Origin of the sequence: Sphingomonas oligoaromativorans (assembly GCF_011762195.1) — a bacterium.
GTDB lineage: Bacteria > Pseudomonadota > Alphaproteobacteria > Sphingomonadales > Sphingomonadaceae > Solisphingomonas > Solisphingomonas oligoaromativorans.
Window position 1 is genome coordinate 365,139 of the sequence record NZ_JAASQK010000001.1, and the last position, 12,961, is coordinate 378,099.

General features: G+C 68.2%; 10 protein-coding genes. 9 read left to right on the top strand and 1 reads right to left on the bottom strand.

The genetic code is table 11. From position 1 onward, the window contains the following. The first annotated feature begins 3 nt into the window (after positions 1-3). The 7 genes from nuoL (at position 4) to FHS98_RS01955 (ending at position 8,737) form a co-directional block, all read left to right on the top strand. Positions 4-2,070, top strand: coding sequence for an NADH-quinone oxidoreductase subunit L (nuoL, locus tag FHS98_RS01925; protein ID WP_167098969.1), 2,067 nt, complete (start codon positions 4-6; stop codon positions 2,068-2,070). Between the two features lie 93 nt (positions 2,071-2,163). Further along, positions 2,164-3,711, top strand: a complete 1,548-nt coding sequence (locus FHS98_RS01930) for an NADH-quinone oxidoreductase subunit M (RefSeq protein WP_167098972.1) — start codon at positions 2,164-2,166, stop codon at positions 3,709-3,711. A gap of 4 nt (positions 3,712-3,715) precedes the next feature. Further along, a complete protein-coding gene (gene nuoN, locus FHS98_RS01935) occupies positions 3,716-5,155 on the top strand; it encodes an NADH-quinone oxidoreductase subunit NuoN (protein ID WP_167098975.1) in 1,440 nt (479 codons plus the stop codon). Positions 5,156-5,249: 94 nt separating this feature from the next. Continuing rightward, positions 5,250-5,966, top strand: coding sequence for a biotin--[acetyl-CoA-carboxylase] ligase (locus FHS98_RS01940; protein WP_167098978.1), 717 nt, complete (start codon positions 5,250-5,252; stop codon positions 5,964-5,966). A 4-nt stretch (positions 5,967-5,970) separates the two neighbouring features. After that, a complete protein-coding gene (locus FHS98_RS01945) occupies positions 5,971-6,762 on the top strand; it encodes a type III pantothenate kinase (protein WP_167098981.1) in 792 nt (263 codons plus the stop codon). Between the two features lie 9 nt (positions 6,763-6,771). Next, positions 6,772-8,412: a ribonuclease J gene (locus tag FHS98_RS01950; RefSeq protein WP_167098984.1), complete on the top strand. Its 1,641-nt coding sequence runs from the start codon at positions 6,772-6,774 to the stop codon at positions 8,410-8,412. Between the two features lie 52 nt (positions 8,413-8,464). Then, on the top strand, positions 8,465-8,737 hold the full coding sequence (locus FHS98_RS01955) for a DUF1467 family protein (protein WP_167098987.1): 273 nt from the start codon (positions 8,465-8,467) through the stop codon (positions 8,735-8,737). Positions 8,738-8,956: 219 nt separating this feature from the next. Here the strand turns inward: FHS98_RS01955 and FHS98_RS01960 are convergent, their stop codons facing one another. Continuing rightward, positions 8,957-11,215: a coiled-coil domain-containing protein gene (locus FHS98_RS01960; RefSeq protein WP_167098990.1), complete on the bottom strand. Its 2,259-nt coding sequence runs from the start codon at positions 11,213-11,215 to the stop codon at positions 8,957-8,959. Between the two features lie 151 nt (positions 11,216-11,366). On the opposite strand from FHS98_RS01960, the gene FHS98_RS01965 reads away from it, so the two are divergent. Together FHS98_RS01965 and FHS98_RS01970 are read left to right on the top strand one after the other, a co-directional pair. After that, positions 11,367-12,584, top strand: coding sequence for a hypothetical protein (locus tag FHS98_RS01965; protein WP_167098993.1), 1,218 nt, complete (start codon positions 11,367-11,369; stop codon positions 12,582-12,584). A gap of 117 nt (positions 12,585-12,701) precedes the next feature. Next, positions 12,702-12,902, top strand: coding sequence for a hypothetical protein (locus FHS98_RS01970; protein ID WP_208401906.1), 201 nt, complete (start codon positions 12,702-12,704; stop codon positions 12,900-12,902). The last annotated feature ends 59 nt before the right edge of the window (positions 12,903-12,961 follow it).

Genomic DNA, 12,961 nt, shown 5'->3' on the forward strand with positions numbered 1-12,961 from the left:
GCCGTGATCCAGCTCCTGGTATTCCTGCCGCTGTTCGCGGCGGCGGTCGCCGGCCTCGGCAACCGCATGATCGGCAACACGGCGGCGAAGCTCGTCACCACGGGCGCGCTGTTCGCGTCCTGCGCGATCGCGTGGCCGATCTTCATCGGTTTCCTGACGGGCACGAACCATGCCTATGTCGCCCCGGTGCTCACCTTCATCCACTCGGGCGACCTTCAGGTCGACTGGGCGCTGCGGGTCGACGCGCTGACGGCCGTGATGCTCGTGGTGGTGACCAGCGTGTCCGCGCTCGTTCACCTCTATAGCTGGGGCTATATGGGCGAAGACCCGGACCAGCCGCGCTTCTTTGCCTATCTGTCGCTTTTCACCTTCGCGATGCTCATGCTCGTGACGGCGGACAGCCTGGTGCAGATGTTCTTCGGCTGGGAAGGCGTGGGCCTCGCGTCCTACCTGCTCATCGGCTTCTGGTATCAGAAGCCGTCGGCCGGCGCGGCGGCGATCAAGGCGTTCGTCGTCAATCGCGTGGGCGACTTCGGTTTCTCGCTCGGCATCTTCGGCACCTTCCTGGTGTTCGGCACGACGTCGATCCCGGCGATCCTTCATGCCGCTCCCGGCATGGCGGGCTCGACGATCGGCTTCCTCGGCTATCGCGTCGACACGATGACGCTGCTCTGCCTGCTGCTGTTCATCGGCGCGATGGGCAAGTCGGCGCAGCTCGGCCTGCACACCTGGCTGCCGGACGCGATGGAAGGCCCGACGCCGGTCTCCGCGCTGATCCACGCCGCCACCATGGTGACCGCGGGCGTGTTCATGGTGTGCCGCCTGTCGCCGATGTTCGAGACGAGCCATGTTGCCCTCGAGGTCGTCACCGTGATCGGCGCGCTGACCTGCTTCTTCGCCGCGACCGTCGGCACGACGCAGACCGACATCAAGCGCGTGATCGCCTATTCGACCTGCTCGCAGCTCGGCTACATGTTCTTCGCGGCCGGTTCGGGCGCGTTCGGCGCGGCGATGTTCCACCTCTTCACGCACGCCTTCTTCAAGGCGCTGCTGTTCCTCTCGGCGGGCTCGGTGATCCACTCGATGCACCACGAGCAGGACATGCGCTTCTATGGCGGCCTGCGTAAGCATATCCCGCTGACCTTCTGGGTGATGATCGCGGGTACGCTGGCCATCACCGGTGTCGGCGTGGCGGGCGTGTTCGGCTTCGCGGGCTTCTACTCGAAGGACGCGATCATCGAGGCGGCCTATGCCACCGGCACGCAGGTGGGCGGCTTCGCCTGGTTCATGGGCGTGTTCGCGGCGGGCCTGACGAGCTTCTACTCGTGGCGCCTGATCTTCCTCACCTTCTTCGGCGAACCGCGCTGGGCCGCTTCCGAGCATATCCAGCACGCGATGCACGATCATGGGCACGGTCATGACGATCATGGCCATGACGATCATCACGCGCCCGACGAGACGGCCGGCCACGAGCCGCGCCCCGAGGGCCGCTCGATCAACGAGATCGCGCATGGCACGCTCGGCTATCATCCGCACGCCGCGCCGTGGGTGATGAAGCTACCGCTGCTCGCGCTGGCGGTTGGCGCGGTGTTCGCGGGCTGGGCGTTCGCGCACTATTTCCTGGAGGCGGAGTTCTGGCAGGGCGCGGTCGCCTATTCGGCCGAACTGCACGAGAAGGCGGAGCATCTGCCGACGCTGCTCGGCCTCGCGCCGACGATCGTGATGCTGATCGGTCTCGCGATCGCCTATTGGGGCTATATCGTCGACACGACGATCCCGGATCGCTTCGCCAGGACTTTCCGCGGGCTCTACGTCTTCCTGCTCAAGAAGTGGTATTTCGACGAGCTGTACGACTTCCTGTTCGTGCGCCCGGCCTTCGCCATCGGCCGCTTCCTCTGGAAGCAGGGCGACGAGGGCACGATCGACCGCTTCGGCCCGGACGGCATCTCGAAGCTCATGGTCGTCGGCAACCGCTTCATGGCGCGTGCGCAGTCCGGCTACGTCTACAGCTATGCGCTGGTGATGCTGCTGGGCCTCGCCGGGCTCGCCACCTGGGCGGTGACGCGATGAGCGTCCTTTCCTTCTCCGCTTGTCCGGCGCTGGCCGACATCGAGTTCAACCGCCGGACCATGGTCCCGGCTTCCGCCGGGGAACGATAACACAATGAATCAGCTCGGTTTCCCAATCCTGTCGATCATGCTGGCGGTGCCGCTCGTCGCCGCGCTCTGGTGTTTGTTCGCGCCCGGCGAGGGCGAGGCCAAGGCCAGGAGCGCCCGCGTGACGGCGCTGGCGGCCAGCCTCATCGATCTCGTGCTCGGCGGCGTGCTCTGGGCCAATTATGAGGTCGGCGGCGCGCGCTGGCAGTTCATCGAGCGGGCGGATGTCTTCGGCCGCTTCTCCTGGGCGCTCGGCATCGACGGCATCGCGCTGATGCTGATCGTGCTCACCGTTTTCCTCGTGCCGCTCTGCATCCTGGCTTCGTGGACTTCGATCCAGAAGCGCGTGCCCGAATATATGGCCGTGTTCCTCCTGACCGAGCTGCTGATGCTCGGCGTGTTCGTGGCGCAGGATCTGTTCCTGTTCTACATCATGTTCGAGGGCGGCCTGATCCCGATGTACATGATTATCGGCATCTGGGGCGGCGCGCGTCGTATCTACGCGAGCTACAAGTTCTTCCTCTACACGCTGCTCGGATCGGTGCTGATGCTGATCGCCATGCTCTACATGGCGCAGACGGCGGGCACGACCTTCATTCCGACGCTGATGGCCTTCAACTTCTCGTCGCAGGCGCAGCTCTGGCTGTTCCTCGCCTTCTTCGCCTCCTTCGCGGTGAAGATGCCGATGTGGCCGGTCCACACCTGGCTTCCCGACGCGCACGTCGAGGCGCCGACGGCGGGTTCGGTCATCCTGGCGGGCGTGATGCTGAAGCTCGCGGGCTACGGCTTCATCCGCTTCTCGCTGCCGATGTTCCCGGAGGCGTCCGCCCATTACATGTGGCTGATCTTCGCGCTGTCGATGATCGCGACCGTCTACACCTCGCTCGTCGCGCTGGTGCAGAAGGACATGAAGAAGCTGATCGCCTACTCGTCGGTCGCCCACATGGCGCTCGTCACCTTCGGCCTGTTCGCCTTCAACCGGCAGGGCATCGAAGGCGCGATGATGGTGATGCTGGGCCACGGCCTTGTGTCGAGCGCGCTCTTCCTGTGCGTCGGCGTCGTCTATGATCGCCTGCACACCCGTGAGATCGCGCGCTACGGCGGCCTCGCCACCAACATGCCGGCTTACGCCACCTTCTTCCTGTTCTTCACCATGGCGTCGGTGGGCCTTCCGGGCCTGTCGAACTTCCCCGGTGAGTTCCTGTCGATGATGGGCACCTATGAGATCTCGTCCTGGGCGGCCTTCATCGCGGTGACGGGCATCATCACGGGCGCGGCCTATATGCTGTACCTCTACCGCCGCATCTGCTTCGGCCCGCAGACCAATGCGGACGCCGCCGCCATGTCCGATCTCGACAAGCGCGAGTGGCTGGTGCTGGCGCCGCTTGCCGCTGCGGTGCTGTGGATGGGTGTCTATCCCGAGAGCTTCCTGTCGCCGATGCGCGCCGATGTCGGCGCCCTGCTGGAGCGTATTCACCCGGCCGCGCCGGCCAGCGACGCCGCCCTGACGGTGCCGCACGCGGCGCCCGCCGCCGCCGTTGCCGGGGAGCGTTGAGATCATGAGCTATATCGACTCCTTTGCGCTCTCCCTCCCGGAGATCATCCTTTCCTTCGGCGCGATCGTGCTGATGCTGGCGGCCGCCTGGATGGGCGACAAGGCTTCCAAGGCGATCAGTTGGGTCAGCGTCTTGCTGCTGGCCGGCGCCGGTCTGGCGCTGCTCGGGCCGGCGGGCTCGGGCGGGCTGGGCTATGACGGCCTGTATGTGGCCGATCCTTTCGCGGCGTTCGCCAAGCTGCTGATCTATGTCGGCGCGGCGGTCGCGATCCTCGTCGCCCCCGGTTTCTTCAACCGCGACGGCGAGATGCGCGCCGAATATCCGGTGCTGATCCTGCTCTCGGCGGTCGGCATGGGCACGATGGTGTCGGCGGTCGACCTGCTGACGCTCTATGTCGGCCTCGAACTCCAGAGCCTTGCCGCTTACGTCCTCGCGAGCTTCCTGCGTCGTGACGATCGTTCGGCGGAAGCGGGCCTGAAGTATTTCGTGCTGGGCGCGCTGGCCTCGGGCATCCTGCTCTATGGCATCTCGCTGCTCTACGGCTTCTCGGGCACGACCAGCTTCGTCGGCGTCGCCGCCGCGATGAAGGCGAGCATGGGCTCGGGCCTGCTGTTCGGGCTGGTGTTCGTTCTCGCCGGTCTCGCCTTCAAGATCTCGGCCGTGCCGTTCCACATGTGGACGCCGGACGTGTATGAAGGCGCGCCGACGCCGGTGACCGCCTTCTTCGCTTCGGCCCCGAAGGTCGCGGCGATGGCGCTGACCGTCCGCGTGGCGATCGAGGCGATGGGTCCGGCGACGGGCGAATGGCGCCAGATCATCATCTTCTGCGCGCTGGCCTCCACCATCCTCGGCGCGGTGGGTGCGATCGGGCAGACCAACATCAAGCGCCTGCTCGCTTACTCGTCGATCAACAATGTCGGCTTCGCCCTGTTCGGGCTCGTCGCCGGCACGGCCTACGGCGCGTCCGCGGTGATGACCTACATGACGGTCTATATCGTGATGACGCTGGGCAGCCTGATCTGCGTCCTCCAGATGCGGACCGCCGACGGCACGCCGACCGAGCAGATCGCCGCGCTCTCCGGCCTGTCGCGCACGCGCCCGGCGCTGGCGGCGGCGTTCGCGATCTTCATGTTCTCGCTGGCCGGTATCCCGCCGCTGTTCGGTTTCTGGCCGAAGTTCATGGTGTTCGACGCGCTGGTGCGGGTCGACATGTGGCCGCTCGCCATGATCGGCATCGCGACCTCGGTGATCGGCGCCTTCTATTATCTCAAGATCGTCAAGACGATCTACTTCGACGAGCCGGCCGGCGTTCTGGCGCCGTCCCGCTCGATGATCGAGGGCGTGCTGATCGCGCTGGCGGCGCTGTTCGTCTCGCCGCTCGGCTATCTGATGATCGGGCCGCTCGGCCGGATCACGCAGACCGCCGCGAACGCTCTGTTCTGATCCGTCTGACGCATCAGGGCCTCTTAGTGGATGGGGATTCGGTGTTCCTGGGCAACCAGGACGCCGGATCCCCGTTGCTATATGGGGTAAGCCCATGACGATGCTCGATATCCGCACCGTGGCCGAGACGGCGTCGACCAACGACGACGTGGCGGCGCTCGCGCGGCAGGGGGCGGCCGAGGGGCTGTGGCTGCGGGCCGAGCGCCAGACGGCCGGGCGTGGACGTCAGGGCAGGGCGTGGGTGTCCCCCGAGGGCAATCTCTTCGCCAGCACATTGGTGCGTGTCCGCTCCGGCGAGCCGCCCGCGCCGACGCTGGCGCTGGTCGCCGCCGTGGCGCTGGCGGAGGCGGCCGGGGCCTATGGCGTCACCGCCATGCTCAAATGGCCGAATGACCTGCTGGTCGACGGGGCCAAGCTCTCGGGCATCCTGCTGGAGCGCGCCGACGATGCGGTGGTGATCGGCTTCGGCGTCAATCTCGCGGGGCATCCGACCGGGCTCGATCGCGAGGCGACGAGCTTCCCGGCGCTGACCGGCACGGCGCCCGATTCTGACCAGTTCGTCCATACGCTGGCCGAGGCCTTCGCGCGCTGGCTGGGCCGCTGGCGGGGCGAGGGGCTGGCCCCGGTGCGTGCCCGCTGGCTGGAGCGCGCTCACCCGGCCGGCAGCGCGCTGACGGCGCGGCTCCCCGACGGCACCAGCCTCGACGGGCTGTTCGAGGGGCTGGACGAGGGCGGCGCGCTCAGGCTCCGCTTGGCGGACGGGGCGAGCCATGTCATTCACGCCGCCGACATCTTCCTGATCCGGGATTGAGCGTATGCTGCTTGCCATTGACGCCGGCAATACCAATATCGTCTTCGCGCTGGTGGCGCAGGGCGGCGACGCGCCCGTGATCCGCACCCGCTGGCGCATCGCCACAGATGCACGCCGTACCGCCGATGAATATGCCGTGTGGCTGCATCAGCTCCTCGCGCTCGAGGGCATCGAACGCAGCGCCGTGAGCGCGGTCATCATCTCCACCGTGGTGCCGCGCGCGCTCCACAATCTGGAGGTGCTGGCCACCAAATATTTCGGCGTGGAGCCGCTCGTCGCGGGGCGCCCGCCGATGGACTGGGGCATCACGCTCGACGTCCCCGAGCCGCATACGGTCGGCGCGGACCGCGCGGTCAACGCGATCGCGGCCCATGCGCTCCACCCCGGCGACAAGATCGTGATCGACTTCGGCACGGCGACGACGTTCGACGTCGTGGATTATTCGGGCGCATACAAGGGCGGCATCATCGCGCCGGGCATCAACCTGTCGCTCGATGCGCTGGTGGCCGCCGCCGCCAAGCTGCCGCGCATCGCGATCGCCGCGCCCGAGAAGCCGGGCGTCATCGGGCGCACCACCGAAGATCAGATGCTGATCGGCATCTATTGGGGCTATATCGCCATGATCGAGGGGCTGGTTTCGCGGATGCGCGCGGAAATCGGCCGGCCCGTGAAGGTTGTCACCACCGGCGGGCTCGCATCGCTGTTCGATAAACATACATCGGTGTTCGATGCGATCGAGCCCGATCTCACCATTACCGGCCTGGCGATGATGCATCGCCGTTTGCCGCGGACTTAAGGATTATTGATGACCAAACCCGGCGACGAGCTCCTGTTCCTGGCCCTTGGCGGCTCGGGGGAGATCGGCATGAACGTCAATCTCTATGGCTGCCGCGGCAAGTGGCTGATGGCGGACCTCGGCCTCAGCTTCGCGGACCCGGCCTATCCCGGCATCGACGTGGTGCTGCCCGATCTCGCGTTCATCGAGGAACGGCAGGAGGATCTGCTCGGCCTCGTCGTGACCCACGGGCATGAGGATCATATCGGCGCCATCCCCTATATGGCGCTGGACCTCGGCGTGCCGATCTACGCGACGCGGTTCACCGCCGGGCTCATCCACGCCAAGCTGGAGGAAGAGGGGCTCACCGACCGCGTGACGGTGAAGATCGTCAAGGAAGGCGAGCCGCTGAAGCTCGGGCCGTTCTCGGTCGAGTGGGTGCCGCTGGCGCACTCCATCCCCGAGATGAACGCGCTGCTGATCGACACGCCTTACGGTCGCGTCTTCCACACCGGAGACTGGAAGCTCGACGAGAATCCGGTGATCGGCCAGCCAAGCAGCGCGGAAGCGCTGAAGGCGATCGGCAGACAAGGCGTGCTGGCGCTGATGGGCGACAGCACCAACGTGTTCAACCCGGAGCCGTCGGGCTCGGAATCGAGCGTGCGCGCCGATCTGGAGCGGTTCGTCGGCGAGGCGGACAAGCGCGTCCTCATCACCACCTTCGCCTCCAACGCCGCCCGCGTGCAGACGCTGGGGCAGGTGGCGGTCGCGACCGGGCGGCAGGTCTGCGTCGCGGGCCGCTCGCTCGATCGCATCATCAAGATCGCCAAGGCGGCGGGCTATCTGCTCGATTTTCCGCCGACGGTCGATTTCGACACCGCGATGCGCCTGCCGCCCAAGGATCTGATGATTATCGCGACCGGCGGGCAGGGCGAGGCCCGCGCCGCGCTCAGCCGCATCGCGCACGACAGCCACAAGCTGAAGCTCTCCGAGGGCGACACGGTGCTGTTCTCGTCGAAGCAGATCCCCGGCAACGAGGAGGCGATCGGCATCGTCCAGAACGCGCTCGCCGCCCGCAACATCCGCATGGTGACGGAGCGGCAGGCGCATATCCACGTCTCGGGCCATCCGGGGCGGCCGGAGATCGAGGCGCTCTATGGCTGGCTGAAGCCGGAGACCGTCGTCCCCGTCCATGGCGAGCGCCGCCACATGGCCGAACATGCGCGCTTCGCCGCCTCGCTCGGCGTGCCGCGCACTCTGGTGCAGGTGAATGGCGACGTCGTCCGCCTGGCGCCGGAGGGGCCGAAGATCGTCGGCCATGAGCGTGCCGGCCGGCTGGTGCTCGACGGCGACGTGATCCTGTCCGCCAACGGCACGACGATGAACGAGCGGCGCAAGCTCGCGGCCAATGGTCTGGTGTCCGTTGCCATTGCGGTGGACAAGGCGGGCAAGGCCAAGGGGCGGCCCCAGATCGCCGTGCAGGGCCTCCCTGTGGAAGAGGACCGTGAGGATTTCATCGAGGATGCCGCTGAGGCCGCGCTCGATGCGCTGGAGGCGGGGCCGCGTGACGAGGCCAAGCTGCGCGAGGCGATCCGCCTCGGCGTCCGCCGCCGCGCGACCGCGTGGACGGGCAAGAAGCCCGTGGTCGACGTCCTGCTGCTGCGGGTGTAGCCTTCATCCCCGAAGGGCCGCGCGGACGGCCTTTCGGGGAGGCACAGGCCGAATGCGCTGGTTTTCGCTCGTCGCGATCTATTTCCTGTTCTGGTTCATCACGCTGTTCGTCGTCCTCCCGTTCAGCGCGCGGACGGCGGAGGAAGCGGGCGAGAAGCCGGTGATCGGCCATGCCGAGAGCGCGCCGCACGATTTCCGCCCGTGGACGGTCGTGTGGCGGACGAGTCTGGTCGCGGCGGTGCTGCTGGCGGCCTTCTGGTTCGTCCACGCGGAAGGGTGGATCGACGTTCAGATTTCCTCGGCTGCGGCGGGCCGCATTCCCTGAGCCGCTTGGTCAGTTTCCAAAACCTTCGTCGCCCTCTGCATCCTTCGTCATCCTCGCCCGCCTTCGTCATCCCGGACTTGCTCTGGGATCCAGGGCCATTTGCGGCTCTGGATCCTGACTTTCGTCAGGATGACGGGCGACGAAACAGGATGACGGGAGGGGAGAGCCGCGACAGAAAGAAAAGGCCGGCAGGGGGCATCCCCGCCGGCCTTTCGCGTATCAGGAGCGCAGGCGGGCGATCGCCTGGGCGAGGGCGACGTAGAGCTTGCCCATATCCGACGAGAGCATGATGACCGCGTGCGTCGAGCCGTCGCGGGTCGTCAGGATCGGGCGGAGCAGCGCCTCGAAATCGTGGATGTAGCGGTTCACCTGCTCGCGGAACTCGGGGTCTTCCTCGTAATGGCGGGCGATTTCACGGGCCTCGCCATTCTCGATCAGCTTCACCGCGCGGCGGGTGAACACGCCCCGGTCACCGCGCAGATAGGACGCCCAGGCGCTGTCGCTGGCCTCGTTGGAGAGCAGTTTGGTGACGTCGATCGCCGTCGAGTTGAGTGAATCGATCAGCAATGCCACGCGCCGCGAGAAATTGTCGCGATCGGCATTCTCGACCGTGGATTTGCCCTCGGCGATCTGCGTGTCGACCGAGGCGCTCGTCTCCGCGATGCGGCCGAGCTGCTCCTCCAGCCGGGCGGTCGCCGAGCGCGCGGCCTCGACCGCCGCTTCGGACACCGCCGCGACACGGGCGATCTGGCCATCGACCTGATCGACCACGGCCTGCTCCAGCGCTTTGCGGCCGGCATCCCCGAGCGCCTCGGCGCTGCGCGGTATGATCGTGCCCAGCGCCTCGCGGGCGCGCTCGGCGGCCTGCGTGGCGGTCTCGCGGACGCGGATCAGCGCCTCGACCAGCTTGGGCGAGGTGGCGTCGGCCAGCTTCACCGCCTCGCGGTCTACCTGCGTGATGGCCTCGCCCAATGTGGTGGTGCCGTCGCGGGCGGCGGCGAGGCGCTGGTCGATCGCCTCGGCCAGCGTGTCGATCGCGGCGCGGCGCTCGTCGAGCGCGGTGCGGGCGGCATCAAGCGCCGTGGAGGCGGCGCGGGCGGCCTCGTTGAGGCGCTCGGCCTCGGGGCCGGCGGAGGCGACCAGCTCGCGGCTGCGCGCGGCCTGGCTCTCCAGCTCGGAGAGGGCGGCGGGCAGCGTCTCGCCCAGCTCGGTCACGCAGGCGGCGATCGCGCCGCGCAGCGTCTCGGCGCGGTTGATGAAGGTGGTGGCGGCCGTGCCCCCGTCATTGAGCGAGGCCATGACCCGCTCGATATGCCCGCCAAGCTGGCCGAGCGCGTCGCCCAGCCGCTCTGTGCGGGCGCGGCCCGTCTCGTCCAGCTCGGCGAAGCGCGCCTCGACATGGGCGAGGCCGCGCTGGATGCGCTCGATCATCGAGGAGCCGAGCCCGTCCTGCCGTGCCAGCGCGTCGGCGGCCTGCTGCGCGGCGGCCTCTGCGGAGGTCTGCGCGCGGTCGATCATCGCGTTGATCGCCTCGCCCTGCGCGATGATGCCTTCGCGCGTGCGCTCGACGGCAGCGGTCGCGCGTTCGAGCACGCCGTCGACCGAGCTGGTCATGCGGTTCGAGGCATCCTCGATGCCGCGCGCGGCGACTTCGCTGGCACCGGAAATCTGGGAAATCTGCGCGGAGAGGCGGTTGGCGGCGCCGGACGTGCCATCCTCGGCATCCTTGGCGCGCGCGGTGAGGTTGGCGAGCGTCGCGTCGAGGGCCGCGGCCTGCTCATGCGCGCCCACGCCGGCGGTGCGGATGCGCTCGGCGAGGCTGCGGGTCTGCTCCTCGGCGCGCGGCAGGTCGGCGAGCAGCACGCCCATGTCGACCCGCGCGGTGCCGGCGGCGGCGTCGAGGTCGCGTGTCTGGCGGCCGAGTTCGGCGATCTCGCGGGCGATGTCCGTGGTCGCCTCGCGCAGCTTCACCGAGGTCTGGTCGGCGAGCAGCAGCAGGCGATCGGCCTGTTCGGCGACGGCAAGGCGATCCTCGGCGAGGCGGCGCGAGGCGAGGCCCAGCACCGCGTCCAGCGCCAGCGATTCCATGCGGACCGAACGCGCCACATCGGCGAAGCGCTGCGCCTCGCGGGCGGAATTGCGCTGCCACAGGATCAGCAGCGCCACGATCAGCGCCAGCGGCCCCGTGGCCATGCTGATGCCGCGCGCGACATCGCCGAGCGCGACCGGGCCGGAGCCCAGCCCGTTCAGCGCCAGCCCGACCACCGTCGCGATCCAGGCGAAGGCGGCGACGCCGAACAGCGCCAGCACCACCTTCTCCGCCGTCGTGGCGGGCGGCGGCCCGATCGCCTCTTCGTCGGCGAGATCAGCCTGCGCGATGCCCGGCATCGAATCGGCATGGGAAGACACAGGCGCCGCCACGGACTCCTGGTCGTCGGACTGAAGCGGTGTACCCGCCCAATAGGCCCCCCTGTTCATGGTCGCCTTCTTACACCCAAGCGCGGCCGGTGGAATAGTCACGCCAACGCGGGGCGGGCACGGATTGGCGAGCGGATCGTTGCGCCAGCGGGTTGGCATTCGGGCTCGCACCCGTCTATCCCGGTTTCATGCGTTTTTGGGGAGTTGAGGCGTGGCGCTGGCAGCGTTGATCGCGGCAGTGCGCGAGGCGGATGATGGCAGCGGGCTGGTAGGCACGCTGTCGGTCGCGGGTCGTACATTGGTCGAACGGCAGGCGCGGCTCGCCGCCGCCGCCGGGGCGAGCCATGTCGTGTTGCTGATCGAACGGTTGCCGGCAGGTCTGACCGGCGCGATCGATCGGCTGCGGCGGGATAATATCACCATCGATGTCGCGCGCAGCGCCGGCGATGCGGCGGATCGCTTCCATCCCGACGAGCGCGTGCTCGTCTTCGCGGATGGCGCGGTGGTCGGCCATGAGGCGATCGCGCGGCTGGTGGCGGGGCCTGCGCCCGGATTGCTGACCATCGGCGAAGGCGGCGGCTCCGGCGGGTTCGAGCGAATCGACGCCGGCGCGCACTGGGCGGGGCTGGCGCTGGTCTCGGGCGACACGCTGCGCAAGACGGTCGCGATGCTGGGCGACTGGGATCTGCATTCGACCTTGCTGCGCCGCGCGGTCGGGTCTTCCGCGCGGCGGGTGGACATCGCGGACGGGGCCGGGCTCGGCGAGCCCTTCCCGGCGATGCTGGTGCGTTCCCGTGCCGGCGCCCGCGCCGCGACCGAGGCGAGCTTCGCCGTCGATCGCGAGGGGGAAGGCTGGCCGGCACGGCTGCTCTATGGGCCGCTGGCGCGGGCGATTTCGGGCGTCATCCTCGATCGGCCCATCGAATCGCGCTGGCTGCGCTGGGGTGGGATCGGGGCCGCGGTGGTCGCCGTGCCAATGCTGTGGCGAGGCTGGCTGGCGGCGGGGCTGCTGCTGCTCGTGCTCGGCGCGCTGCTCGATGCGACGGGGCGGCTGCTCGCATCGCTGCGATTGTCGCCGGGATCGGTGGAGGACCGGATCGCGCTGGCGCGGGCAGGGGCGATGGGGCTCGGGCTGCTCGCCTTCGCCTGCCACAAGGCGAGCGCCAACCCGGCATCGCTGGTGCTCGGCATCGGCATCGTCGCGGTGATGGCGGCGATGGCGCGCGAGCGGCTGGCGTTGCGGTTGCTGGGCGACGGCCCGCGCTCGCCCGGCTGGACGGCGGACGTGGACGCGCTGACGCTGCTCTTCATCCCCTTCGTCTTCATCCAGCAGACGCTGGCCGGGCTGGCGGTGCTGGGCCTGTATGCCGCCGCTTCCTTCGCCGTCACCCAGCATCGCCTCGTCAGGGCGGCGCGAGGAAAGGCCTGAGCCTTAGACTTCTGGATTATTTGTATTCTACCGGATGTTAACTATCCCGTTCCATGCTGGAGAAGCCCACGGACGAAGGGGGATGCGATGCTGGGGTCCAAAATCCTGTCCCGGATCTTGTCGCGACCGCTGATGCTTGAGGACGCGATGCTCCCCACGCAGGGCACCGCCGAGCTTCTCGCCGAACTTCGCCGCACCAATGCGCAGGCTCCCGGCCGCATCTGCATGAGCTGCGGCCAGCGCTCCCAACGGGCCGAGGTGGACGAGGGCGATCATTGGCGCTGCTCCTGCGGGGCGGAATATCTCCTGATCTCCTGACCGCCGGCGGCGATCCCATTTCCCAAAGCGGTGTGCGGCGTTGGGCTTGCGTCTCCCGA